At 44.6% G+C, this 26,215-nt stretch carries 25 protein-coding genes; 12 read left to right on the top strand and 13 right to left on the bottom strand.

Going from position 1 to position 26,215, the window contains the following annotated elements; translation table 11 throughout:
- Positions 1-254 precede the first annotated feature (254 nt).
- On the top strand, positions 255-644 hold the full coding sequence (locus ACYVNW_RS14885) for a hypothetical protein (RefSeq protein WP_460680664.1): 390 nt from the start codon (positions 255-257) through the stop codon (positions 642-644).
- 58 nt (positions 645-702) lie between these two features.
- Here ACYVNW_RS14885 and ACYVNW_RS14880 read toward each other — a convergent pair whose 3' ends face one another.
- Positions 703-1,713 (bottom strand): dipeptide epimerase, encoded by a 1,011-nt coding sequence (locus tag ACYVNW_RS14880; RefSeq protein WP_460680663.1) that lies wholly within the window; start codon positions 1,711-1,713, stop codon positions 703-705.
- Between the two features lie 55 nt (positions 1,714-1,768).
- Between ACYVNW_RS14880 and ACYVNW_RS14875 the strand changes: the two genes are divergently transcribed.
- On the top strand, positions 1,769-2,758 hold the full coding sequence (locus tag ACYVNW_RS14875) for a hypothetical protein (RefSeq protein WP_460680662.1): 990 nt from the start codon (positions 1,769-1,771) through the stop codon (positions 2,756-2,758).
- A gap of 123 nt (positions 2,759-2,881) precedes the next feature.
- Here ACYVNW_RS14875 and ACYVNW_RS14870 read toward each other — a convergent pair whose 3' ends face one another.
- From ACYVNW_RS14870 to ACYVNW_RS14840, 7 genes are all read right to left on the bottom strand, one after another.
- Positions 2,882-3,451 (bottom strand): 5-formyltetrahydrofolate cyclo-ligase, encoded by a 570-nt coding sequence (locus tag ACYVNW_RS14870; RefSeq protein WP_460680661.1) that lies wholly within the window; start codon positions 3,449-3,451, stop codon positions 2,882-2,884.
- Between the two features lie 218 nt (positions 3,452-3,669).
- Positions 3,670-4,233, bottom strand: a complete 564-nt coding sequence (gene efp / locus ACYVNW_RS14865) for an elongation factor P (RefSeq protein WP_460680660.1) — start codon at positions 4,231-4,233, stop codon at positions 3,670-3,672.
- Positions 4,234-4,295: 62 nt separating this feature from the next.
- Complete coding sequence (locus ACYVNW_RS14860; RefSeq protein ID WP_460680659.1) at positions 4,296-4,940, bottom strand: ABC transporter ATP-binding protein; 645 nt, start codon at positions 4,938-4,940, stop codon at positions 4,296-4,298.
- A 92-nt stretch (positions 4,941-5,032) separates the two neighbouring features.
- On the bottom strand, positions 5,033-5,815 hold the full coding sequence (gene lpxA, locus ACYVNW_RS14855; RefSeq protein ID WP_460680658.1) for an acyl-ACP--UDP-N-acetylglucosamine O-acyltransferase: 783 nt from the start codon (positions 5,813-5,815) through the stop codon (positions 5,033-5,035).
- Entirely contained in the window at positions 5,812-7,218 is a 1,407-nt protein-coding gene (locus ACYVNW_RS14850; protein ID WP_460680657.1) for a bifunctional UDP-3-O-[3-hydroxymyristoyl] N-acetylglucosamine deacetylase/3-hydroxyacyl-ACP dehydratase, read from the bottom strand. The genes lpxA and ACYVNW_RS14850 overlap by 4 nt, the downstream gene beginning before the upstream one ends.
- 27 nt (positions 7,219-7,245) lie before the next feature.
- Complete coding sequence (lpxD, locus tag ACYVNW_RS14845; RefSeq protein WP_460680656.1) at positions 7,246-8,295, bottom strand: UDP-3-O-(3-hydroxymyristoyl)glucosamine N-acyltransferase; 1,050 nt, start codon at positions 8,293-8,295, stop codon at positions 7,246-7,248.
- 60 nt (positions 8,296-8,355) lie between these two features.
- Positions 8,356-9,582, bottom strand: coding sequence for an HD domain-containing protein (locus ACYVNW_RS14840; RefSeq protein ID WP_460680655.1), 1,227 nt, complete (start codon positions 9,580-9,582; stop codon positions 8,356-8,358).
- Between the two features lie 141 nt (positions 9,583-9,723).
- On the opposite strand from ACYVNW_RS14840, the gene porX reads away from it, so the two are divergent.
- The 4 genes from porX to ACYVNW_RS14820 all read left to right on the top strand — a co-directional run bounded on the left by porX (position 9,724) and on the right by ACYVNW_RS14820 (position 14,279).
- Positions 9,724-11,274, top strand: a complete 1,551-nt coding sequence (gene porX, locus ACYVNW_RS14835) for a T9SS response regulator signal transducer PorX (RefSeq protein WP_460680654.1) — start codon at positions 9,724-9,726, stop codon at positions 11,272-11,274.
- A 153-nt stretch (positions 11,275-11,427) separates the two neighbouring features.
- Positions 11,428-11,844: a tRNA (adenosine(37)-N6)-threonylcarbamoyltransferase complex ATPase subunit type 1 TsaE gene (gene tsaE / locus ACYVNW_RS14830; RefSeq protein ID WP_460680653.1), complete on the top strand. Its 417-nt coding sequence runs from the start codon at positions 11,428-11,430 to the stop codon at positions 11,842-11,844.
- A gap of 59 nt (positions 11,845-11,903) precedes the next feature.
- Positions 11,904-13,130: an alanine dehydrogenase gene (locus tag ACYVNW_RS14825; protein ID WP_460680652.1), complete on the top strand. Its 1,227-nt coding sequence runs from the start codon at positions 11,904-11,906 to the stop codon at positions 13,128-13,130.
- A gap of 159 nt (positions 13,131-13,289) precedes the next feature.
- Positions 13,290-14,279, top strand: coding sequence for a YihY/virulence factor BrkB family protein (locus tag ACYVNW_RS14820; protein ID WP_460680651.1), 990 nt, complete (start codon positions 13,290-13,292; stop codon positions 14,277-14,279).
- A gap of 8 nt (positions 14,280-14,287) precedes the next feature.
- On the opposite strand, the gene ACYVNW_RS14815 is transcribed toward ACYVNW_RS14820, so the two are convergent.
- Entirely contained in the window at positions 14,288-14,725 is a 438-nt protein-coding gene (locus tag ACYVNW_RS14815; RefSeq protein ID WP_460680650.1) for a hypothetical protein, read from the bottom strand.
- Positions 14,726-14,953: 228 nt separating this feature from the next.
- On the opposite strand from ACYVNW_RS14815, the gene ACYVNW_RS14810 reads away from it, so the two are divergent.
- A complete protein-coding gene (locus ACYVNW_RS14810; protein ID WP_460680649.1) occupies positions 14,954-16,756 on the top strand; it encodes a tetratricopeptide repeat protein in 1,803 nt (600 codons plus the stop codon).
- Positions 16,757-16,990: 234 nt separating this feature from the next.
- Positions 16,991-17,176, top strand: coding sequence for a hypothetical protein (locus ACYVNW_RS14805; RefSeq protein ID WP_460680648.1), 186 nt, complete (start codon positions 16,991-16,993; stop codon positions 17,174-17,176).
- A gap of 149 nt (positions 17,177-17,325) precedes the next feature.
- Here the strand turns inward: ACYVNW_RS14805 and ACYVNW_RS14800 are convergent, their stop codons facing one another.
- Both ACYVNW_RS14800 and ACYVNW_RS14795 read right to left on the bottom strand, forming a co-directional pair.
- Complete coding sequence (locus ACYVNW_RS14800; protein WP_460680647.1) at positions 17,326-17,859, bottom strand: YfiT family bacillithiol transferase; 534 nt, start codon at positions 17,857-17,859, stop codon at positions 17,326-17,328.
- Positions 17,860-17,881: 22 nt separating this feature from the next.
- Complete coding sequence (locus ACYVNW_RS14795; RefSeq protein WP_460680646.1) at positions 17,882-19,558, bottom strand: amidase; 1,677 nt, start codon at positions 19,556-19,558, stop codon at positions 17,882-17,884.
- Between the two features lie 55 nt (positions 19,559-19,613).
- Between ACYVNW_RS14795 and ACYVNW_RS14790 the strand changes: the two genes are divergently transcribed.
- Positions 19,614-20,990: an FAD-dependent oxidoreductase gene (locus tag ACYVNW_RS14790; RefSeq protein ID WP_460680645.1), complete on the top strand. Its 1,377-nt coding sequence runs from the start codon at positions 19,614-19,616 to the stop codon at positions 20,988-20,990.
- Between the two features lie 132 nt (positions 20,991-21,122).
- Positions 21,123-22,202, top strand: coding sequence for a DUF3078 domain-containing protein (locus ACYVNW_RS14785; protein WP_460680644.1), 1,080 nt, complete (start codon positions 21,123-21,125; stop codon positions 22,200-22,202).
- A gap of 41 nt (positions 22,203-22,243) precedes the next feature.
- Here the strand turns inward: ACYVNW_RS14785 and ACYVNW_RS14780 are convergent, their stop codons facing one another.
- A complete protein-coding gene (locus ACYVNW_RS14780; RefSeq protein WP_460680643.1) occupies positions 22,244-22,549 on the bottom strand; it encodes a type II toxin-antitoxin system HicB family antitoxin in 306 nt (101 codons plus the stop codon).
- Positions 22,550-22,613: 64 nt separating this feature from the next.
- On the bottom strand, positions 22,614-22,868 hold the full coding sequence (locus ACYVNW_RS14775) for a type II toxin-antitoxin system HicA family toxin (protein WP_460680642.1): 255 nt from the start codon (positions 22,866-22,868) through the stop codon (positions 22,614-22,616).
- 283 nt (positions 22,869-23,151) lie between these two features.
- On the opposite strand from ACYVNW_RS14775, the gene ffh reads away from it, so the two are divergent.
- Entirely contained in the window at positions 23,152-24,480 is a 1,329-nt protein-coding gene (ffh, locus tag ACYVNW_RS14770; RefSeq protein WP_460680641.1) for a signal recognition particle protein, read from the top strand.
- 78 nt (positions 24,481-24,558) lie between these two features.
- A complete protein-coding gene (locus ACYVNW_RS14765; protein ID WP_460680640.1) occupies positions 24,559-26,154 on the top strand; it encodes a M1 family metallopeptidase in 1,596 nt (531 codons plus the stop codon).
- Positions 26,155-26,215: the final 61 nt, after the last annotated feature.

The raw sequence follows: 26,215 nt of genomic DNA, 5'->3' as shown, positions 1-26,215 counted from the left end.
CGTCAGCGCAATACCTGTATTATCAAACGCCACTGTCATCCTGAGCACCGTCGAAGGGTGGTTGCAAAAGCCGCTCCGATGAACGACTCTACATAACAGCATTGACTCACTTGCATATATTGACGTGCAAGTGAGTCTTTCTGTATAACTTGGCACCGTATTGATATTTCTATAAAAATTCTGTAACAAAACTTTTAATTTGCGCCTGATAAACCTTTAATCATTACACACCATCTAATACCTTAAAACCCAACATGAAAAAATTATTTTTAATGCTGGCATTGATAGCCGGCTTAGGCTTTGCGGCCAATGCACAAACTAAAACACCGTTAACGCCACAGCAAAAGGCTGATCGTGCCACTAAGAGCCTGAAAAAGCAATTGAACTTAACCGATGAGCAGGCTAAAAAGATAGATGCCATTTATGTAACCCGCGCTACTGAACTGGATAGCCTAAAAGCACAGGCAGGCCATAAAGGCAACGGTAAAAAGAAAAAGGCAATTGCCGAAGATACGCAGGCGCAGATCAACGCCGTGCTTACCCCCACCCAACAACAGCAGTTTGCCCAGATAAAAGAAATGAAAAAGCAAAAAATGCAGGCCAACCGCAAAATGAAAAAGGATAGCACTGCCAACATGAAATAAATTAAAAAGCCTGTTATTGATTTGATAACAGGCTTTTTAATTTAACGGGAACATTGTTTCAGCTTTCAATACCTAAGCCGGGTGCATCACTCAATATATATTTACCATCCTGAAAGTGTGGTATTGTAAAAGGATTATTACTGGTTAGAAAAGGACCATCCAGGTCGGCCCAGTCACATTGCGGTGCCAGGGCTGCCGCGGCCAGTGTGGCGCAACTGGTTTCACTCATGCAGCCAATCAGCACTTTTAAATCCAATTGGCGGGCTTTATCAATCATTTGTTTGGCTTCATGCATCCCGGCCGATTTCATCAATTTTACATTAATGCCATGATAAACACCAGCCGCTTTTGCTACATCGGCCAGGCGCTGTACGGCTTCATCACCAATAATAGGGATAGGGCTACGGGCTGTTAACCAGGCATTGCCCTCTGTATCTGTTTTTAACATGGGCTGCTCAATCAGTTGAACGCCCTGCTCCTGCAGCCAATAAATCAAGTCGAGGCTGGCAAAGCGATCGGTCCAGCCCTGGTTGGCATCTACGTAAAGGGGCACATCGGTGAGGCTGCGTATGGTGGTAATCAGTTGCTTATCGTTATCGCTGCCCAGCTTTACTTTTATTACTTTAAAACCTTCGGCCTCCTTCACTTTTTGCGTCAGCACTTCGGGGGTATCTATACCCAGGGTAATGCTGCTCACCGGCATTTGAGTCGGGTTACTGCCTAATAGCTGCCAGCAGGGCTGCTGCGCGAGCTTACCTTCCAAATCGTGCAGGGCAATATCAGTAGCCGCTTTAATGGCAGGGTTACCGGTACCTATGCTGTCCAGATAGTTGATAATCTCTGCATAATTGAATGGATAGCGAAACTGACCAATATCCACCAATTGCAAAAACTTTGTTGCGGTTTCTATACTTTCGCCCATGTAAGGCACCATAGAGGCTTCGCCATAACCGGTATATCCCTCGTGTTCCAATTGCAGCAACATGAGCGGGGTTGAGGTGCGCGAAAATTTAGCTATGGTAAAGCGGTGCTTTAATTGCAGCTCGAAGGCCTGATACGTCAGTTTCATGTTAAAAATCAAAGCTAAAAATTAATCGGCTAAAAGCTGTGTATCTTTGCAGCCCATGTCGGCACAACTTTACTCACCGTTCGAGCATTTTAACTTTAGCAACCGCAATTGCTTTTTAACCGGGCAGCCTTTAAATTCTGAAGAAGAAAAAGTACAGGTATTTCCGGCTTGGCTAATGGCACGCCATCAACTGGAAGATAAAGCCTTTAAACTGCTGGATGAAAGCTACACCAGCTATAAAGATTTGAAAATACCTTGTGCTGCCCAGGTAAACAACCAGTACCTGGAGCCACTGGAAAATGAGGTGGCCGATGCTTTTGAACAAGGCTATGAAGCGGTAAAGCAGTTAGAGGAACTCAAATTATTTCAATGGGCCGGAAAGTTATTGTACGGCATTATATTTAACGAAATGCAGGCCGGTATACGCCAGCAACATGCATTGGGCGAAGGCTTCCATCTATCGCAGGCGCTGCGGCACAAATTCAGCCATTTGCACTTAATGTTGCAAACGCTGAATTTACCAATTCAGTTTGAAGGTTTTAAGCCTTACAGCGTAGCGCTGTTTAAAGTAAACAATGCCGAAAATGAGTTCAGTTATCGTGATGAAATTAATACGCTGACCTTTTCTATTCGGGTAAAAGATTTTGGATTGATTATCTGCCTGCAGGATAACGGCGCTAACCGCTTTTACCACCGCGAATTATTAAAGCAGCTGGAAGAGCAGATATTGCATCCTATTCAGTTTGAGGAAGTGTGCGCCCGCTTTTTTTACTCTGCTTATTTGTTTAACCGGTTGCCTGAATACGAAATACTGCATTTGCCCGATGTAATTGACATTGAAGCCATGCCACTGCGTAGCCATCACCAAAAGCCGCCTTTTGACGACTGGCAGGAAAAAACCTACGGCCAGGTACTGGAAAGCTTCTGGAAAAAATGGGGTTTCATTTTGTTTGAAATTATCAAGAATCCCGAAAAGCCAATGAGTTTTTTGTTTGATGCGGAAGGAAGGTTGGTAAATGGGAAAGAGATAGAGCTGCCTTTGTAACAGCATGTTCAACCAAAATTTGTCATTGCGAGGAACGAAGCAATCTCGTAACTGTGCAGTTCAAAATATTTACGACGAAATTGCTTCGTTCCTCGCAATGACAGTGATATAATGCCTATCTATTTAAAACTGATAGATGCCTGTCGGCATTACACACATTTGCAGTGGTACATCAAATTCGTGTAAATCCTCGATTGCCTCCACCGGTTCAAAAAACGATAAGCCTACCAGGCGTACATCTGGCCGGCAGTGGCCGATGAAACGATCATAAAATCCTTTGCCGTAGCCTACGCGGTACCCCCGGCGGTCAACGGCCAGCAGGGGGACAATAATTAAATCAATTAGTGAATTATCTACCAAATTACCATCTGCAGGCTCCGTAAGGCCAAAGTTATTTACAGCCAATTGCAGGTGCTCATTATCGGCATAACTTTGCATGGTGTAATTTGCAAAATCAGCTTTGGGGAAAACTAAGGTGATATGCGGATGATGAGCTTTGAGCCAATTGCGAATAAGAAAAGTATCAGGCTCTTTGCGCTCTAAAGCTGGCAAGAAAAGATGAATGCAGCGGATACTGTTGAAATTCAACTGCTGAAACTGCTGTAATAATAGTGCATTTAACTCCGCATATGCGGCTACCGACAGTTGCTGCCGTTTACCGAAATATAATTGACGGAGTTGTTTTTTGGTCACGGGCGAAAATGTGTTAAACAAAAATGCTGAACGCCAATAAAGCACCTGTATCATAAAATACCACTGTCATCCTGAGCCTCGTTGAAGGGTGGTTGCACAAATTGCTCCGATGAACAACTCTGCACCTATGCTTCAAGTGCCTCAGCATGACAGTGGTATTTTATGATACAGGTGCTTCGCCGTCGCTCAGCATGTAAGTAGGTATCTTTAAAAGCCAATTAAGCCTTTACACGCTCTACGTAAGCGCCGGTTTCGGTATCTACTTTTACCCGGTCGCCAATGTTGATGAACAGAGGCACTTTAATTTCGGCACCGGTTTCAACAGTAGCATTTTTAAGGGCGTTGGTTGAGGTATTACCTGCTACGGCCGGCTCGGTGTAAGTAATTTCCAGTTCGGCTGAGGCCGGGGCTTTGCCCATAATGGGCTCGCCGCTTTCAAAAGCTACAATTACGTTAGCACCTTCTTTTAAAAACTTAACGCCGTTACCGAATAAAAATTTAGGTACGTTATACTGGTCATAAGTGGTGTTGTCCATAATTACCAAATCGTTACCATCCTCGTACAGGTATTGGTAATCGTTGGTTTCTACACGGGCAATGTTTACTTCCTCATCGGTACGGAAACGGTACTCTACCAATTTACCGGTTTTAACGTTGCGCATACGCGCCTGATAAAATGCACGCAGGTTACCCGGCGTACGGTGTATAAATTCTTCTACCTGAACCAGCTCGCCATTGAACCGCAGGATATTTCCATTCTTTACTTCTGATGCTTTAGCCATAAAAATTGATTCGAGGGTGCAAACTTAGGCACTTCGGGGCAAACAAACAAGCTGTTAAGCACTTAGCGCGTAACCCGCTGTGGTTTATATTGGGTAATATGCAGCTGGTGCCGGCAAAAGCTATATTCATGCTCCTGATTGGAGCCTACCAGTGTAAGGCGGCCGGCCGAGAACTGGGTCACCAGTTGGTGATACCAATCTACCCCCTGGTTATCCAGGTTTGAGGTAGGCTCATCGAGTACCAGCAGAGGGGTATCAGCACAAAAAGCCAGGGCCAGCTTTAAGCGCTGCTTCATACCCGATGAAAAATAGCGCACGGCTTTGTGCCGGCTGCTGTGCAGCCCCAGTAATTCGATGATTTGTTTTTTAGTGATCTCCGGTCGGATGGTTTTAAACTGAAAATGGAAATCAATCATTTCAGTTAAGGTAAATTCTTCCAGTACCTCGAGGTAAGGTGCTGCAATACTTAGGTGTTGGTAAACAGCCTCTACTGGCAATGGCGCTTGATTGAGCGTATAGGCAATTGCACCTTCTGATGGCGACAAGCTGCCATTGAGCACCTGCAGCAATGTAGATTTGCCCGAACCGTTCGGCCCCAAGATGGCATAGCTCTCGCCAGATTGAAACTGGTAATCCACCCCCCTGAAAATCCATTCGCGGTTATACCGCCGGCCGGTGTTTTGAAGGGATATGGTGAGGTGGGTCATTGGGTTATTAGTTCATTGGTTCATTAGTTCATTTGGTAATTAGTTACAGTAAATGCTTAATGAACTAATTACCCAATGAACAAATGAACCATTTAATTACTGCCAAAGCCTTTCATTATACCGCGTTGCGAGCCTTGTACGAAGTTGAGGATCTCGTCGCGCACTTCGGTGGGCTTAAAATCGGTTTCAATGATATTCATGGCCTTGGTTACGTTGTTGTTCTTTACGAACAGCGTACGGTAGATATCCTGAATCTCGTTGATCTTTTCATCAGAAAAGCCACGACGGCGCAAACCTACCGAATTGATACCGGCATAAGACAGCGGCTCGCGTGCAGCTTTGATATAAGGCGGCACATCTTTACGCACCAGTGAACCACCGGTAATAAAGGCATGTGAACCTACCTTACAAAACTGATGAATAGCCACCATACCTGCCAGCACTACATAGTCGCCTACAGTAATGTGACCAGCTAAAGTTGTATTGTTGGAAAATATGCAGTAATCACCCACAAAGCAATCGTGCGCTACGTGGCAGTAAGCCATAATCAGGCAGTTGCGCCCAATTTCGGTTTTCCAGCGGTCGCTGGTACCCCGGTTAATGGTTACGCATTCGCGGATGGTGGTATTATCACCAATAATAGTAACTGTATTTTCGCCTTTATACTTCAAATCCTGCGGAATAGCGGAAATCACAGCGCCCGGAAAAATGCGGCAGTTCTTACCTATGCGCGCGCCTTCCATAATGGTTACGTTAGAGCCAATCCAGGTACCCTCGCCAATCTCTACGTTTTTGTGTATGGTCACAAACGGCTCAATCACTACAGTATCGGCTATTTTAGCTTGCGGATGAATATAGGCTAATGGCTGGATCATGCTTCTTTCTCTTTGTATTTTACAATTTGTGCCATCAGCTCGGCTTCAACTACTATTTTTTCGCCTACCATACCAATACCCTTCATTTGGGCAATACCACGGCGAATTGGCGCTACTAAATCGCAGCGGAAAATCAGTGTATCGCCGGGCAGTACTTTATCCTTAAACCGTGCGTTTTCAATTTTAAGGAATAGGGTTAGGTAATTTTCAGGATCAGGCACCGTATTCAACACCAAAATGCCGCCGGTTTGGGCCATAGCTTCAATCTGCAGCACACCCGGCATTACCGGCGCACCCGGAAAATGGCCGCTAAAGAAAGGCTCATTCATGGTTACCCCTTTAAGGCCTACCACATGCGTTTTAGTCAGTTCTAAAATTTTATCTACCAACAGCATGGGCGGGCGGTGCGGCAAAATATTCATAATCTGCACCGTGTCATACACCGGTTTGGCATTAGGGTCGTATACCTTAATGTGTTTACGGCTGCGCTCTTTTTTAATGAGTGCCTTAATTTTTTTGGCAAAGGCTACGTTAGCAGCATGGCCGGGGCGGGCGGCCATAATGTGGCCGCGCAGCGGAACGCCCACCAACGCCAAATCGCCAATCATATCCAGCAGTTTGTGGCGTGCCGGCTCGTTTTGGTGGCGCAGCTCAATATTATTTAAAATACCCTGAGGGGCTACCTGTATCTCCTCACGGTTAAACATTTTGGCCAGATGGGCTAATTCTTCCTCATCCACCTCTTTATCAACCACCACAATGGCATTGTTCAGGTCGCCGCCTTTAATCAGGTTATGCTTCATCAGCATTTCCAGTTCGTGCAAAAAGCAGAAAGTACGTGATGAGGCGATTTCTTTTTCAAACTCGCTTAATGTAGAAATACTGGCATGCTGTGTACCCAGTACGGCCGAGTTATAGTCTACCATACAGGTAAAGCGGTAGTCATCCAGTGGCATAGCTACCATTTCTACTTTACGGTCGGGCTCGGTGTAATGTATGTTGTAGGGAATGTGATAGTATTCGCGATCGGCCTCCTGCTCTGTAAAGCCGGTTTTGGCTAAAGCCGTTACAAACGGCATCGAACTACCATCCATAATAGGTGTTTCGGGACCGTCCATATCAATCAGCACATTATCAAGCTCCAACCCTACCAGAGAGGCCAATACGTGTTCTACCGTACTTACGCTGGCACCATTTTGGGTAATGGTGGTACCGCGCGAGGTATCAGTTACATTGTCTACATCAGCATCAATAATGGGCTGCCCTTCCAAATCTATCCTCCTGAACTTAAACCCGTGGTTTTCAGGAGCAGGATTAAAAGTCATAGTTACACGTTCGCCCGTGTGTAACCCTGTGCCCGATACCGATACCGGCGCTTTAATAGTTCTCTGTTTTACGTTCATCCTACTTCAAGTTGATGGCCAAACCGCTTATATGCTTTCGGGGTGGCTGCGTAGTTCTGTTATAATTTTTTCTAATTCTCTGATTTTCTTTTCCAAATCCGGCAGGCGGTCATGCACAACGCTTGATCGCAAAAAATTTTGGTAAGGTTGTACCGGTGTACCGCCCCATTTTTTGTTGGGCTCTTTAATAGAGCTGTTAACGCCGGTTTGAGCCTGCATTTGGGTACCATCGGCAATGGTAAGGTGGCCTACAATACCTACCTGACCGCCAATAATACAACTGCTGCCTACTGTAGAGCTTCCGGCAATGCCGGTTTGTGCTGCAATTACGGTATTATGCCCAATGGTAACGTTATGCGCTACTTGTATCAGGTTATCCAGCTTTACGCCCCGGTGAATTAAGGTAGAGCCCATGGTGGCACGGTCAATAGTGCTATTGGCACCAATTTCTACATCATCTTCAATTACCACATTACCAATTTGTGCTATTTTGGTGTAGCTGCCATCAGGCTTGGGCGCAAACCCAAAACCATCGCTGCCAATAACTGCGCCGGCGTGTACAGTGATGTTGCTGCCCAGCACGCAATCAAAATAAATTTTTACGCCGGCAAACAAGGTCACATTATCCCCTATCTCTACATTATCGCCAATGTATACGTTGGGGTAAATTTTGCAATTGTTACCAATTTTTACATCAGGGCCAATGTAGCTGAAGGCGCCAATGTAGGGCGTAGTGCCAATTTTGGCCGAAGGATGAATATAATGCGGCTCCTCTGTTCCTTTTTTATCCAGCTTTATCGAATTATATTTTTCCAGCAATATAGAAAAGGCGCTGTAGGCATTGTCTACACGTATCAAAGTGGTGCTTACCGGCTCGGTAAGTACCAGATCGCGGTTTACAATAACGGCCGAAGCCTGTGTAGTATATAAGTATTGTTCGTATTTAGGATTAGAAAGGAAAGACAATGCACCAGCCGTGGCCTCTTCTATTTTAGCCAATTGACTGATGACCGCCGCAGCATCTCCATCAACAGTTCCGTTCAGCAACAAGCTTATCTCCTGGGCAGTAAATTGCATCGGGCAAATTTAAAGGTTAAAAATTAAGCAGCAAATTATAAACATTAGCCTCAATACGTTTTAAACCAAGTCTTTGGTATAGCAAAGTATATATTTTTCTACGGTGCGGGCCAGTGCTTCCAAATTTGAATTATCGCTGGCTACCGTAATATCCGTAATGGTACGGTCTTTCATAAGTATACCTATTTTAGCATCGTTCACCTTGTAAGCATTATTGCTGATGACGTCGGTAAACACAAAATATTCCACTTCTTCTTCGTTAACGCCATATTTTTTCATGGCTCTGCGGCGCAGTTCTTCTACCAGCACATCATTGGGTGGTGTGTTACTAATATCCACATGGTATAAACAGCGTTGTATAAAATTGCGGCACAACATAGCCAGCACCTTGTCATCACTGCTCATCCATACCTTAACGGCTGCCATGATATCCGTATCATCAAGGCAGGTAAAGGTTTCGATGTGGTGATCTTCATGCTCGAACATCTCTTTTGAGATGTTTTGTGCCAAAAAGTGCTTTAACGCAGGTGTAGCAAAAAGATCCTTACCCTTAAGCGATAGCATACGTGCCCGCTTTAGTATTTTGCCCAGCAACTGTTCGCCCGAGGTGACGGTTTTATGCAGGTATACCTGCCAGTACATCAGGCGGCGGGCTACCAAAAACTTTTCGATAGAATAAATACCTTTTGCTTCCACCACCACATTATCATCTACCACGTTCAACATTTTAATAATGCGCTCGGAGCTGATGACACCTTCTGATACGCCGGTGTAAAAGCTATCGCGGTTAAGGTAATCCAGCCGGTCCATATCCAGCTGGCTCGATACCAACTGGTGCAGGTATTTTTTAGGGTAGGAGTCGTTAAAAATCTGGATGGCCATGGTAAGTTTACCTTCAAAGCGCTGGTTTAGCTTATCCATCAGCAATACTGAAATATCTTCGTGCGATATGCCCTGCACGATGTGGGTTTCCAGTGCATGAGAAAAAGGGCCATGGCCAATATCATGCAGTAAAATGGCAACCTGTACAGCCTCCTCTTCTTCAAGGGTAATATCCAGGCCTTTATCACACAGTGTTTGTATGGCCAATCCCATCAGGTACATGGCACCCAGGGCATGATGAAAGCGGGTATGCAATGCACCAGGGTACACCAGGTGTGTCATGCCCAGCTGCTTGATATACCTTAAACGCTGAAAGTAGGGGTGCTCAATTAAATCAAACACCAAATCGGTAGGTACAGTGATGAAACCGTAAACCGGGTCATTAATAATTTTCTTCTTGTTCAAGTGTGCCTGTAAGTACTTTGCAAAAATGTTAAATTAAAGCAAACCCTGCACTATTATAGTGTTAATAAATGTTAACAGCCTTATTATTTTTACAACAATTGGATGGATATACAGTTATAACCGAACATATTTGCGCTACTTATGCAGGAAACCAACATACTCTGGGCCGATGACGAGATCGACTTACTACGCCCTCATATATTATTTTTAAACGAAAAAGGTTACAAGGTTACTACAGTAACCAATGGCACCGATGCAGTGGATACTTTTAAAGGCGGTTATTTCGACCTGGTGTTTCTGGACGAGAATATGCCCGGCCTTACCGGCCTGGAAACGCTGATGGAAATTAAAAACATTAACGGCGATATTCCGGTAGTGCTGATCACTAAGAATGAGGAAGAGCCCATGATGGAAGATGCCATTGGTTCACGCATTGATGATTACCTGATTAAGCCGGTAAACCCCAAGCAGATACTGCTCACCATTAAAAAGCTTACTGAAAACAAGCGACTGGTTACCGAGCGCACTACGATGGCTTACCAGCAGGATTTCCGTAACCTGGGCATGACCCTGAACGAAAACCTGAGCCACCAGGAATGGGTGGATGTTTATAAAAAACTAACTTACTGGGAACTGGAACTGGAACGCCTGGAAGATGCTGGCATGCATGAGATATTAACCCTGCAAAAAGCAGAGGCTAATACCCAGTTTTGTAAGTTTGTGGAGCGTAATTACATTGACTGGTTGAAGAACCCAGATCAGGCACCTACGTTTTCGCACCAATTGTTTAAAAAGAAGGTGTTCCCCAAACTGGAGAGCGGCCCGGTATTTTTCATCTTAATTGATAACCTGCGGTACGACCAATTCCGGATTATTAATTCTATCATTACCGAATACTTTAGGCTGGAAGAGGAAGATACCTACTACAGTATTTTGCCTACCGCTACCCAATACGCCCGTAACGCCATATTTGCCGGCATGATGCCTATTGATATGGAAAAACGTTTCCCGGGCCTATGGCAAAATGATGAGGATGAAGGCGGCAAAAACCTGCATGAAGAAACCTTTTTGGGCGACCAGATTAAGCGTACACTGCGCAAAGAGTGTAAGTACTCCTACCATAAAATTTTAAATATCGACGAAGGCCGGGCATTGAATGACTCCATCAATAACCTGATGCAGAACGAACTTAATGTGGTAGTATACAACTTTGTGGATATGCTATCGCATGCCCGTACCGATATGCAGATGATACGCGAACTGGCCAGTGATGATGCCGCTTACCGCTCCCTTACCCTGTCTTGGTTTGAGCACTCACCTTTGCTGGATTTGCTGAAATTTTTGGCGCAAAAACAGGCACGGGTGATTATAACTACTGACCACGGCACCATTAAAGTAAAAAACCCAAGCAAAATCATCGGTGACCGTAATACGAATACCAACCTGCGCTATAAGCAGGGTAAAAACTTAAATTTTACCGCTAAAGAAGTATTCCATGTGCGCAATCCGGCCGATGCCATGCTGCCCCGCCTGCACGTAAGCTCCAGCTTTGTGTTTGCTAAGGAAGACAGCTACTTTGTGTACCCTAACAATTACAACCACTTTGTGAATTTCTATAATGAAACTTTCCAGCATGGGGGTATTTCGTTAGAGGAGATGATTGTGCCGATCGCTACTTACGGGCCGAAGTAGGATTTAGCATAAAGTAATTCGATTAATTTTGTGTTCTACAATACGTCATTGCGAGGAACGAAGCAATCTCTTTATGTTTAATTATAAAATGTTACAGAAAGATTGCTTCGTTTCTCGCAATGACGTGATGAAAAGATACTATAATAAAAACCTGTGCAAGTTATAATTGAATCCATAAACGATCTCTCCCAGGCCGCTAATATGGTCCTCACGCAAGCCGGCCAGCAAAAAGTTTTTCTTTTTTACGGCGAAATGGGTGCCGGTAAAACTACATTAATCAAAGAACTGTGCCGCCAGTTGGGCGTGCAGGAGCAGGCCAGCAGCCCTACTTTCTCCATTGTAAATGAATACCAGGGCCGGGAAAGAAAAGTATATCACTTTGATTTTTATCGTTTGAAAAATCAAACGGAGGCACTGGATATGGGTTACGAAGAGTATTTTTATTCGGGCGATTACTGCTTTGTGGAATGGCCGGAAAAAATAGCCGATTTGCTGCCTGAACATTATACCCGCATCAGCCTTACTGTAGATGCGCAGCAGGTAAGGCATTTGGGTATAGAAAACACTTAAATTTCATCCAGGCCGGATTTTTTATGTAACTTCATCATCCGGAAAACAGATACAGCGACATGAGCTCAGGGTTATATAGTGGATTTTCAGATGTTGCCAGGCAGGCCATGATGCAGCCGCAGGAGTCAATGCTGGCCGTGCAAACCAAAAAGAATAGTTTACAGATTGGCATCCCCCGCGAAATTTCTTTTCAGGAGAACCGGATTGCCTTAACCCCACTTTCGGTTGCACTGCTGGTCAACAATGGCCACGAGGTGGTATTGGAAACCAACGCTGGCCAGGCCGCTAACTTCTCTGACCAGGATTACAGCGAACAGGGCGCCCGCATTGTGTACGACAGCAAATCTGTGTACGAGTCTGATATTGTACTAAAAGTAGCGCCGCCTACGCTGCCTGAGATTGAATTGATGAAGCCGGGACAGATATTGATATCTACTTTGCAAATGTCGACCCTGAAAGCCGAAACACTGCAAGCCCTGCTGGCCAAGCGCATTACCGCACTATCTTATGAGCACCTGCGCGATGAAGGCAACGTACTTACCGTAATACGTGCCATGAGCGAAATTGTAGGTGCAACCTCTGTGTTGATAGCCGCCGAATACCTCAGCAATGTATTTAATGGCAAAGGCTTGATGCTGGGCGGCGTAACCGGTGTGCCTCCTACCGAAATTGTGATATTAGGTGCCGGAACCGTAGGCGAACTGGCGGCCCGTACCGCCCTGGCATTGGGTGCTGAAGTAAAAGTATTTGACCCCTCCATTTATAAGCTGCGCCGCCTGCAAAGCAGCATCGGTAACCGGGTATTTACCTCGGTAATGCAGCCTATTGTGTTAGAGAAGGCCATTACCACCTGCGATGTAGTGATAGGTGCCATGCGCGCCGAAGATGGCCGCAGCCCCTGTATTGTAACCGAGGAAACTGTAAGCCACATGAAGCCCAATTCGGTGATTATAGATGTAAGTATTGACCAGGGCGGCTGCTTTGAAACCTCACGTGTAACCAACCATGCCCAGCCCGTGTTCCGCAAGTATGATGTAATTCATTATTGTGTACCCAATATTGCATCGCGCGTGGCACGTACGGCTACATATGCATTAACCAATATATTTACCCCTATTTTGCTGGATATTGGCGAAAAGGGCGGTATTGGTAATGTGATATGGCAAAAGGCAGGTGTGCGTAATGCAGTATACATTTACAACGGTCACCTCACCAACAAACACCTGGGCGAGCGTTTTAACCTGCCTTGTAAAGATCTGGACTTACTGGTAGTTTCGGCCAGATAGTAATTTCCATGATTTTATAATACGTTGCGCCGGTACCGAACTTATCAACGGCATGTTTTTTGCAATTTGTAAAACTTTAGATTTAAGCTTCTTGTAATACACAAGGCGCAGGCATTACAACAACTCGCAGTTGTATTGCATTTAAACGTTTTACATCCTATGAAAAAATATTTCAGCAAAGCCTATCTTAAAGAATTGTGGAGAGTTTTGAAAACCACATTTTCCAATTTTTCTGATGATAACGGCTTAAAAATGAGCGCCTCCCTTGCTTATTATACTATATTTTCCATCGCTCCATTATTAATTCTGATTATCTCGCTGGCCGGTTTATTTTTCGGACATGAGGCAGCTACCAATAGCTTATATCCACAAATTGCCCGTTATGTAGGTTCCGGCGCTGCTGCTCAAATTCAGGATGTAATTAAAAATCTGCAATTTTCGGGCAAAACCGGCTTTGCGCTTATTTCGGGCATTGTTACCCTGCTTATTGGTGCCAGCAGTTTATTTCTGGAGATTCAGGATTCGCTGAATATCATCTGGCGGGTAAAACCCAAGCCTAAACGGGGCTGGGTAAAAATATTAACCAACCGCTTTTTATCATTTTCTATTATTGGTGGCCTGGGCTTTCTGCTAATGGCTTCGCTGCTGGTCAACTTTGTAATTCATGCCATTAGTGACAGGTTACAGCGCTTTTTACCTGATGTTACCCTTTGGATATTTAGTGCTATTAATCTGGCGGTTTCTTTCTTAGTAATCGCGGTTCTTTTCGGTACAATATTTAAGGTGCTTCCCGATGCAAAAATTAAATGGAAGGATGTGCGCTCTGGTGCATTTTTTACCGCACTGCTCTTTTTATTAGGTCAGTATCTAATCAGTTTATATTTGCAATACTCGGCCCAGGGTTCGGCTTATGGTGCAGCCGGATCCATTATTGTATTGCTGGTGTGGGTTTACTATACAGCAGCCATCTTATACATTGGCGCAGAGTTTACCCAGGTATATGCCGAGGCCAATGGCAGCCATATTGAGCCGGCGCCTTATGCAGTACATATTAAGCAAGAAGAAGTAGAAGAAACGGTAGCTAAGTTACCGCCGCAAAACCCGGAACTGCACGGCAGTATCAAAGCTGCGGTTGAAAAGGAGGAATAATAAACGGCTTACAGCATCCGCTTACATTTCATTATTAAACCGGTTTTATCATACACCTCTAAATCGCCGTTTTTGCTGAACGAAAAAATTTCGTGCGTAGGCTCAGTACTGATGAACTGCTGACCGCTTTGCTTTAATTCAGTGGCTGAAGGTGAAAGTGGCGGATTATCATCAATATTCAGCTTTTTGCCGGTGAAGGTGATTACTTGCAGATAGGTTTTCTTATCCAGGCGTACCAGTTGATAAGCAATTTGCTGTCCTTGCTCGCTTTTAATGGCTTCATCCAGCCAAACGCCAATCAGTTTTGTTTTGGGTGCAGTGGCCTGGGCTGTTTTGGTTGCCGTTGCACCTGAATCGGCCGCTGGTTTGTTAGCCGGGGCAGATTGTGAGCAGGAAAATAATGCACCTGATAACAGGCAGGCAACAGGAATATATAGCTTTTTCATGGCAGGGCTGAATTATGTAAATCTTCAGGCCTCAAAGGTATAAAGTTGAATTGAAATATTGGTTGCGTAACCATTCATGTATTCTTTGTTCATTCAGTTTTGCTGCATCATATCAATTGATTTTTATTACAAATGATATACAGGTATCGAGATTGCCTGCAATATAAGTTTCTGATACCCGGAAAAACTCCTTATTTTCACACTCGCCGAATTTTATACACAATTCAGATGACACTTAGGGTTCCCCTGCATGCTCAATTCAGCCGGTTAAGGTTTATATCCCCTGCTGCATTTATAAGTGTTATCTTCCTGCTGCTTTCTTTTACTTTCGGAAAAGCAGCAACTTTACAGTCCCCAGTTACTAACAACACCTTATTTGAAAGTATTAAACGCTTACCAGCCGGGCAGCGCATAGAGGCCGCTAACCGTATTTACAAAAATAACTGCCGCAAGCAGGATACGGTAACTGCAATGCAGACGCTAACAGCGCTTACACAATTGGCGCGTAAACTTAAAGACCGGCCACTGGAATGTGCCGTATTCGATATGCGGGCTGACTATTACTCAGTGAACTGGGGCTTCAACAAGCGCAGCACATCGTATTACCGTCAGGCGGTTCACTTTGCCCACGAGCATCACCTGGATAAAGAAGTTGCCATTTACCTGCACCGCCAGGCTTTGTATTATTTTGTTTATAGCAAGTACAGCACAGCTGCCGATTATTTTTTGCAGGCCAATGAGCGGTTTCGCAAATATGGTTTAAACCGCTTTCCGCAAATGGGGATCTATTTTATGCAGGAGGCCAACTTGTATTTCAGTATTGAAGACTGGGCCAATGCCAGAACACTATTGCAAACCGCTTTAAAGTATGAGTTGCCTTCTGGCCGGCACCGTATGGGTATCATGAATACGCTGGGCTTAATTTACCGCAATACGCAGCAATACCCCAAAGCCATCAGTTATTTTAGCAAGGCCCTGCATATAGCTAAACTACAGCACGACAGCATATGGATTGCCATTACTTCGGGTAATATTGGTTCCATTTATTTTTTAACACATCAGTACCGAAAGGCGCTGCCTTTAATTACTACCGATTATATCGAATCGTTCCGGTTTGGCGAAAACCGCAACGCCGTCGCGGCTTTATTGCGCCTGGTTAAAATCAACCTCGACAGCGGAAGTCTGTCATCGGCCCAGGTACAGCTCGTTAAGGCTGCTGCTATATTGCATCAATTAAAAAACGAGGCTCTGAAACTTAAAGTTAACTATTACAGTTTGGAGGCCCAGGCCAACGAGCAATCCGGCAATTTGCAGCAGGCTTTATACTATCATAAAATATTTGAACTGGCTAACGATAGCCTGACACGACGCGATAATATTGCGGCTGTTGAACGTGTGCGTTTAAATTACGAAATGGAAAGAAGTGCCATGCAGCTGAACCAGGTAAAAAACGATGCTGCCAACAGCGCGTTTAAACGCAACGCCATCATTGTTTTATTACTACTGATTGTAGTCATCAGCTTTTTGGTTTATCATCAGCAGCGGCTCGAAGCCAACCGGAACAAAGAATTATTTAAAGCAGAAAAACAGAATGCTGAAGCAGAGCGCGCCAATGCTGCAGTGGCCTTAGCCAACTATACCCAAAGCCTGAAAGAAAAAAACCGGTTAATTGATGAATTTCAGGTAGAAGTAGACCGCTTGCAGTTACAGCACGATAACCACTACGGAGCCCTGCAGTTAGCACAATTGATGCAGGTGCACCTGATGACCGATGAGAGCTGGGAAGAGTTTAAGCGGATATTTTCGGGCGTGCACCGCACTTTCTTTTACAATCTGCGTAAACAGTTTCCGCACCTTACTGCAACCGATACTCGCCTGATGGCGCTGATTAAACTCAACCTTAACGGCCGCGAGATGGCCGGTATGCTGGGCATTACACCAGATGGCGTAAAAAAAGCACGCCAGCGCCTGCGCAAAAAAATAAACATCAATAATGATGAAGAGTTGAGCAATTTACTGGCTACCCTGTAAGCTCTTGTATATTTGTCCCCAATTTATCCTGCGCCTTCATTATTAATACTCATACAAGGCGTGTACTGAGTAAAAAAAGGACTTTTGCCTGCTTTTGTCCCCTTTTTGTCCCCTGTCATTATTAGTGTTTAAGCAATGTAACCCGTTACTTTTGCGTACTAATTAAATTTAAGCTATTAATTAAACTTTTGCGAAAATAACCGCATGCAACTTATACACCATTACCAATGGCTTATGGAAAGCAGAAAAAAATGTCCTAAATGTAATAAAGGCGTATTAGATGAGCGTACCCGCCGGGGGGCCTTTGTACGTACCTTTTTGTTTTGGTTGCCCATTAAACGCTACCGGTGCAGCGTTTGCTATCAAAAATCATATGTGTGGGGTTCTGTATATAAACAGCCCGAAGAACTTAGCTCCTAACCTTATCCAACGCTTGTACACTGGCAGAAAGCGCCATGTTTATGGGCTTTCGCCGGGTTAAGACTGAGTGAAATACAGTTTATACTAAAAGCGCCTTGATGACTTCAAGGCGCTTTTAGTATGATATCATAAGCATCTATATTAGGCAACTATAAGCCAAACTCCTTACTTGTTTCTGTAATATGCGCCAGGTGATGGTTGCCATGCCAGGCATATAAAGCCAACATGTGTTTTAGCGATACTTTTTTGCCCGATTCGGGATGCAAATAAGCCTTCTCCCACTCGGGCTCGGTAAAGCTTTCAAACAGGGTAGTGAGGTGCTGGTGCAAACCCTCCAGCAGTTTTAATGATGATTCTACCGGCAGGCGGTAATCGGCCAGCAGCGCCCAGTCGGCTTGGTAATAAGGCTTAATGGTGGGCGTATCTTCGGTAAGTGCCAGCTTAATACGGCATAGGGCATTCATGTGGCTGTCGGCCAAGTGGTGCACTACCTGCTTCAACGTCCAGCCGCCGGTGCGGTACGGGGTATTTTGCTGTGCATCGGTAAGCTTAATTACTGCATTGCGCAGTTTACCAGGCAAGGTTTTAATGTCATGTATATAATGCAGCAAGTCCTCACGGGTGTAAGAGGCCGGTGGCTGAAATTTTCCAATCGGGTACCGTAATTGTTCTTCAGTTTTCATGTGGAGTCAAAAATGTAAAATCTTAAAAATTCATTGCCGGATGCTTCTTGTGAAAATCAGTAGCATCCTGATATAATTTAGCAGCCTGCAGCATCTTCCCTTCACCAAACAACTGCCCCATAAAGGTGATGCTGGTAGGCCGGCCCTGGGCATTAAAGCCATTGGGCAGTACCAAGCAAGGGTTACCGGTTAGGTTGGTTAACACCAGGTTTGATGTCCAGGTAGGGGCAATGTACAAATCAAGCCCCTTTAATTTTTCATACCATTGCTGTATCAACAGGGTACGGGCACGGTTAGCCTGTATATACTCAGTGGCGGGTATAAATTGGCTGGAACGGAATGTATTGGGCCATGCCGATCTGTTTTGCAGCACCATCTGGTCTTCTTTATGTGTAAATAACAATTCCTGAAAAGCCGCCCCTGCCTCTGCGCTTAAAATGAACCGCAAAGCCCCTATCGGGAACTGCGGGTACTCAATAGGCACTAATTCTGCACCTAACTCTTTCAATTTATTCAGGGTAAGCGAATCACTGGTGTGCGTATCTGATCTACGATCGAAATCGTTTTTTATATAACCAATTTTGTAGCCTTTCAGGCTTTTAACTGTACCATCGTAGTTAAATGGTGCAGCAATAGTGCTCAGGTCATTAGCATCGGTGCCTTGTATGGCGTTAAACACAATGGCATCATCCTCTACGCTGCGGGCAATAGGGCCCAGTTTATCCATACTCCAGCTCAGCGCCATAGCCCCGTATTTACTTACCCGCCCAAAGGAAGGTCGCAGGCCGGTATCGCCGCACTCGGTAGAAGGCGACACAATAGAACCCAAAGTTTCGGAGCCGATAGCGAAAGGCACACAGCCGGCGCTCACGGCTGAAGCCGAGCCGGCCGACGAACCGCTGGAGCCCCGGCTGATGTCCCAAGGGTTACGGGTTTTACCACCAAACCATACATCGCCTTGCGCCAGTTCGCCTAAAGTGGTTTTGGCAACCAGTATAGCGCCGGCATTTTCAAGTTTTGTAATTACAGTAGCGGTAACATCTAATTGCTGGTTTTGGTAAGGTACAGCACCAAAAGTGGTTTTGTACTCCCTTTGAGCCAGTAAATCTTTAGCCCCGAAAGGAATACCATGCAGTACGCCACGGTAATGCCCTGCTTTAATTTCAGCATCCGCCTCGGCTGCTTTTTTTAAGGCATGTGCTTCAGTAATTGTAATTACGTTAAGCAACTTGGGCTGATACTGCTTTAAACGGGCAATGAAAAATTTAGTAAGTTCAACCGAACTGATTTGCCTGGTGCGTATCAGTTCGGCCAGTTGAGTAATGGTATAAAAAGCCAGCTCGTTGCGGTTAGCCGGTAACTGCACCTTAACAGCCTTGCTTAACTTGAAGCCGTTTTTAACATCAGGGTTGGTAAAGCCTACAGGCACCGGATTAAAGTTGAGTGCCGGTACTACACTATTAGGCATTTTTATCTGGCGCAGGGCAGAATAGCTATTCATGTTTTGATTAGCATTTAATACGGCCGAGTCAAGTTGTGTCGAATTAAAACTAAAGCCAATTACATGCTGAGCCTCGCGCAGATTGCCGGCATTAATCAGCAGCACTTCGTCAAAGCGATGACTAACAAATGCACCAAAGATGAAGCTCAGACCGCTGATAGCGCCTATGGTTAAATACTTTTTAGTAGAAATTTTCATGTATACGCAAAAGGTTTGCCCTAATTTAGCGTTTTAAGCTTGTTTTATTCCGCACATGTTAAAATATATCCTGTTTATCCTCATCATTTTTACAAAAATTGCCGTTTTTGCCCAAACTATTAAAACAGATGTGGTGGTCATCGGCGGAACGTACAGCGGAACGGCGGCAGCTTTACAATGTGCCCGCAGCAAAGTAAAAACCGTATTAATTGAATCGGGTAATTATTTAGGTGTTCCTGCTTGGGGTAATTTTGCAATTAATGAGAACACAACATTAGCATCCGGTATTTGGGGCGAGTTCCGAAAAAAAGTAACCGCTTATTATAGTAAAACAAAAGGGTATGACACCACGGCTGCTGCACCTTTAAAATTAACTGCAGATGTTGCCAATACCGTACTACGGCAACTAACTGATACCGTAAAAAATCTGACCATACATTTTAATACTTCATGGACGGCGATTAAAAGAAACAGCGATTACTGGAATGTAAGCATAACTACTAACGGCCATACCGAAACTGTTAAAGCGCGGGTATTGATTGATGCTACGCCCAACAGCGAAGCGGCCATTAAAGCCGGTGCTGTATTTACCACAGATGCTGACCACCCGGATAGTACCGGCCGCCAGTTAATTGGTTGTGTACATGCTGGTGTAGATGATGTATACACCCCTTATATCAATAACAAATTGTACCGCACCGCTATTGCCGTAAATGATGGCCGCCTGAGCAACGGTAAACCGCTGCCGGCATTTGCACTACCACTTGGTGCAGTAGTGGCCAAAAGTGTAGAAAATGTACTGGTTGCCGGGCCGCATGTATCGGCTGCTTATGCTATTAACCGCGCGCTTGATAATGCTTCGGCACAGTTGATATTAGGGCAGGGCGTAGGTACCATTGCTGCTTTCTGTGCTTTTTACGAAACCACTACCCGCAATCTTAATGTGCGCAGCATACAAGGCGAACTACTGGATTTTAAGGGTTACCTGCTGCCATTTAGTGATATTGAAGCTACTGACCCCGACCGCCGGTCCATTCACCAGGTAAGCGCCACCGGCCTGTTGCAAGGCATGTTGGGGGCACCAAACAAAGCCAATGAAATGCTTTTTGAGCCCGACACCCCGGTGAAAACAACAGAAATTAAACCTGTACTGATGGAACTGTATACCCGCTCTTTTTTGTGGTTTAATAAAGTAAAGCCGGGTGAGCAATTTACAATAGGTAATATGTTATCGCTGATGAGCGAGTTTACACTAACCGACCCAAAGGTGATGGAAAGCCGTATACAGCGGCAATGGCAACTGGCTTATCATTTTAAAACCCCTTTTGCTATAAACCGCCCTATTACCCGCCGCGAGTTTGCGGTATTGGCTAATCAGTATTTAAACCCTTTTGCCCGCAGGGTAGATTTAGCAGGCAACATGACTAATTAATAACAGATGTGCTTCCCTTTACCTAGGATGCTCCCCTCATAATTGAAGAAAAAGAACGTTAACTGAAAGGTGCTATCCTTTTTACATTAAACTTTAAAAAACAGCACCTTTTGTTTTTATTTGCATATAGCTATGTGGAAAGCAAGAGTATGGATTTGTGTACTGTGTGTAATGGCGGCCTTTACGGCCCGTGCCCAGCAAACAGACAGTTTGCGGAGAATTGACAGTTTACAACAGGTAGTTGCCCGGCTACGGGCCGATAGCATCAGGCGAGCCGATAGCGTGAAGATCGATACCAATATACTCAACCGCTACCGCATTGCTCCACGCCCCAATTCTTTACCCCTGCGCCTGCGCCCCGTACAAATTGAACCGCAAAAAATTCCGGTTACGTTGCTGGATTACAAGATTAGTTACTGGCGTAAGTATGCCACTATCGGTATCAACTTCAACCAATCGGTATTTAGTGATAACTGGGCCGGTGGTGGTGTAAACTCCTTGGCTATTGGTGGAAATATTGATTACCGGGTAGAGTATAACAAAGCGCCTTTGAATTATACCTCCGAACTGATTTTACAGTATGGCCAATCGCGCAATGCAGGCCAGCAGCTGCGAAAAACCACCGACCGTATTTTTTGGGATAATAAGTTAGCTACCCAGCTGTCTAAAAGTTGGTTTTTCTTCGGCTCGCTCAACTTTCAGTCGCAGTTTGCTAAAGGTTATCAATACCTGGATGCCAATAATGTGGAACTGAATCCCCCCTTGCTGATCTCGCGTTTTATGTCGCCGGGCTATTTAACCGAGTCCATCGGTTTTGAGTATAAGCCTACCAAATACTTTGATTTGCGCCTGGGTACAGGTACTGCCCGGCAAACCTTTGTGCTGGATACCAACATTGCCCGTAACCTGCCGGGCAACTATGGCGTAACACCAGGCCACACGTTTAAAAACGAACTCGCCTTTCAGGTAGTGGCCCTGTTTGATAAAGACATTGCCCAAAACCTGCACCTCAATACCCGCTACCAGTTATTTATTCCTTACGGGCGCTCATTGCAAAATATAGATCACCGCTTGGATTTAACGCTGGCCGCAAAAGTAAACCGCTGGGTACAGGTAACTATTACCGGTACGGGTATTTATGACCGCGATGCCTCTACCAAATTGCAGGGCAATGAAAACCTGAATTTTGGGGTATTGTATAAATTCCCGTAAAACAAGCAAATGATTGCAGCCGCATTGTTTTTACCAATCAGTTATTGAGATTGAAGAGATTGGTTAATATCTTCTTTATGCTGTAGTGTATATGAAAGTGCTACTTTAACAAACTCATTTAAAGTAATATTTCGCACAGCGGCAAACAAAGCGGCTTCTTTGTGAAGTGTAGCAGGCACACGCACATTAAAAGTACCTTTATAAGTTTTTTCGGGCGTTTTGCCTAAATCGGCGCAGGTTTCTAAATAATCTTCAACGGCTTCTGCAAAGGCTTTTTTTAAGTCGCCAACAGATTCTCCCTCAAAGCTTATTAAATCGTTGATTCCTAATATTTTTCCAAAAAACACCTCATCATCGGCGCTAAAGTGCACCGATGCATAATAATCTTTATATTGAATAACGTCTGTCAAATTAAATCAGCCCCCTGGCTTTTAAATGTTCTATAACCTCTCGGAGTGCATACTGTTTAACAATCGAGCCCGGATGAGGTTTATGTAAGCTAATAATGTTGTTATTTTGATCCGAAAATTTTCTTCGGGATCCTCCGGTTTTGCCACCGGTGAGTTCTTTGTACCCATAATGGGTAAGTATTTTAACTAATTCGTCCCAAGTAAAATCTTTAGGAACCGATAAAAGTCTGTTTCTTAGTTTCTCGTGCTGCGACATTTTTGCCGGTTGTTTCTTGTGCAGGGATACATCTGCTATTTTTCATAATAAAGCTCCTCCTTAGTTTAATAATATTGTAAAAAGGGGAATGAGGGTAAAGCAACCTTTATATAAGTTACTATAATAATACAAATATAATTAAGAACATCAATATAAGCAACTGAAATTTAGTTGCAAGTCAAAGATTATATAAACAATAAATAGACTTGCTTATGTATTAATTCATTTGCTTACAAAAGCTTAACTTTGTGTCCTTTTGAAAAAGATCAGAATTTAAAAACTCATGTTTGAAAATCTTTCCGATAAATTAGACCGGGCGTTTAAAGTCCTGAAGGGACAGGGCAGCATTACAGAAATCAACGTGGCCGAAACCATGAAGGAAATCCGTAAAGCCTTATTAGATGCCGACGTTAACTATAAAACCGCTAAAGCATTTACTGACGAAGTGCGCCAGAAAGCGCTGGGCGAAAACGTACTCACCACCATTTCTCCGGGTCAGTTACTTACCAAGATTATGAATGATGAACTGACCGCCTTGATGGGTGGCAGTACATCAGAATTAAATTTTCCGGCCACGCCAACCGTTATCCTGATTGCAGGTTTGAACGGTGCGGGTAAAACTACCTTTACCGGCAAGCTGGCTAACTTTCTAAAAACGCAGAAAAACAAAAAGCCTTTACTGGTAGCCGATGACGTGTACCGCCCTGCGGCGATTGACCAGCTGGAAGTATTGGGCGGCCAGATTGGCATACCCGTATATGCCAACCGCGAAAGCAACGACCCGGTAGCCATTGCCCGTGAAGGTGTGGCCTTAGCAAAGCAAAACGGCCATAATGTAGTCATCATTGACACCGCCGGCCGTTTAGCGGTAGATGAAGCCATGATGCAGGAAGTTGAGCGCATTAAAGCGGCTGTAAACCCGCACGAAATTTTATTTGTAGTAGATGCCATGACAGGCCAGGATGCGGTGAACACCGCCAAGGTCTTTAACGATCGTTTGGATTTTACCGGAGCTGTACTAACCAAGCTGGATGGTGATACCCGTGGTGGTGCGGCGCTGTCTATCAAATCAGTAGTAAACAAGCCAATTAAGTTCATCGGTACCGGCGAAAAGATGGAAGCGCTGGATGTGTTCCACCCCGACCGTATGGCTTCGCGTATATTGGGCATGGGCGACGTGGTATCACTGGTAGAACGTGCCCAGCAGCAGTTTGACGAGAAGCAGGCTGCCGAACTTCAAAAGAAAATACGCAAAAATAAATTCGACTTCAACGATTTTTACAGCCAGATACAGCAGATCAAAAAAATGGGTAACATGAAGGATCTGATGGGCATGATACCCGGTGTAGGCAAAATGATGAAGGATGTAGAGATAGATGATAATGCTTTTAAAGCTATCGAGGCCATTATTCAATCTATGACGCCGCAGGAAAAAGAAAATCCGGACATTATTAACCAAAGCCGCCGTAACCGTATTGCCAAAGGCTCGGGTACCGAACTGGCCGAAGTTAACCGCCTGATTAAGCAGTTTGACGATATGCGCAAGGTAATGAAACAAATGAGCAACCCCGCCGCCATGGCCAACATGATGCGCCGCATGCCGAAGATGTAAGCCGTTGCACAATTAGTAGTAATTATATACATTAAAGCCGTTTTAAATTCATATTTAAAACGGCTTTAACATTTATACATGAAATTAATCCATTACATATGCGGTATGGTTGGCTTGCTGCCAGTATCAGGTGCAATATCGCAAGCCCAGGTTCCAAACTCCGCCATCAATGTACAGCACTACAAATTCGCTTTACAGTTAAACGATGCCAGTAATAATATTCAGGGGCAGGCTGCTGTTACTGTTCAGTTTATTAAACCGGCGCAGTCGTTCAGTCTCAACCTGGTTAAGAGAAGCCAAACCGGTAAAGGCATGTTGGTGAGTTCGGTTAAAGAAGCCGGCAAAATTGTAAAATTTAAGCAGGATAGTGATGCGCTGACTATCTATACCCCTGTCCAGTCAGGGCAACATACGTACACCATCAATTACAATGGCATACCGGCCGATGGGTTAATTATCTCCACCAACAAATATGGCCACCGTACTTTCTTCGGCGATAACTGGCCCAACCGGGCGCATAACTGGTTGCCCTGTGTGGATGATCCGGCCGATAAAGCCTCAGTAGAATTTGTAGTAACCGCCCCGGCACACTACCAGGTAATTGCCAACGGATTGAAAAAGCAGGAAAAGCTATTACCTAACCAAATGAAATTAACCCACTGGGCCGAAGTTGCCGATTTGCCCACCAAAGTGATGGTTATTGGTGTAGCTAATTTTGCAGTGGAACAATCGGGTAAACCCGACGATATCCCGGTATACAGTTATGTATTTCCGGAAAACAGGGAGGCCGGATTTAAATCTTACAAAATAGCAGCAAACATACTGCCTTTCTTTATTCAGCAAATAGGGCCATTTGCTTACCAAAAGCTGGCCAACGTGCAATCAAAAACCATTTTTGGCGGTATGGAAAATGCCGGTGCTATATTTTATTTCGAGGAATCGGTAAACCAAAAGAAAGGCGTGGAAGACCTGATTGCCCACGAAACTGCCCACCAGTGGTTTGGCGATGCCATAAGCGAAAAAGACTGGCACCATGTATGGTTGAGCGAAGGTTTTGCCACTTACATGACCAATTACTACCTGGAGCGCAAATACGGGGCCGACAGCCTGCAAAGGCGCATGGCTCAGCAACGCAGCAAAGTACAGGCTTTCGAAATGGAAAACTTAACTCCGGTGGTAGATACCACTGTGCACAATAACTATATGCAGCTTTTAAATGCCAACAGTTATGAAAAAGGCAGCTGGGTGTTGCACATGCTGCGCCGCCGCATAGGCGATGCAGCTTTTTGGCAGGGCATACGTACTTACTATGCCAAATACAAAGGCCGCAATGCCAATACCGATGATTTCCGGTTGGTAATGGAGCAGGCCAGCCATCAAAGTTTACAGCCATTCTTTCAGCAGTGGCTGCTAACAGCGGGCATGCCCGATCTGGCCATTAACTGGCGCTATGACCAAAGCAAGCAAACCGTTGCTCTCACCATCATCCAACAACAGCAACACTTGTTTGAACTTCCGTTGGAGGTAAAAATCAACCACCATGTGTATACGGTAAATGTAATAGGTAAAGAAACCCGGGTTCAATTACCTGCAGGAGCCAGTAACCCGTTAATTGTAATTGACCCTAAAGTAACCCTATTATCAAAATTTAATGTTGTTGAAAACAAGAATTAAAAGCTAAAAATATTTTTCTTTACGCTGAACAAAATATTATATTGCATCGTTAAACTTAATA

This window comes from Mucilaginibacter koreensis (assembly GCF_054783355.1).
Note: the sequence above shows the minus strand (reverse complement) of the source record. Positions and strands in the feature narration are given on the sequence as shown.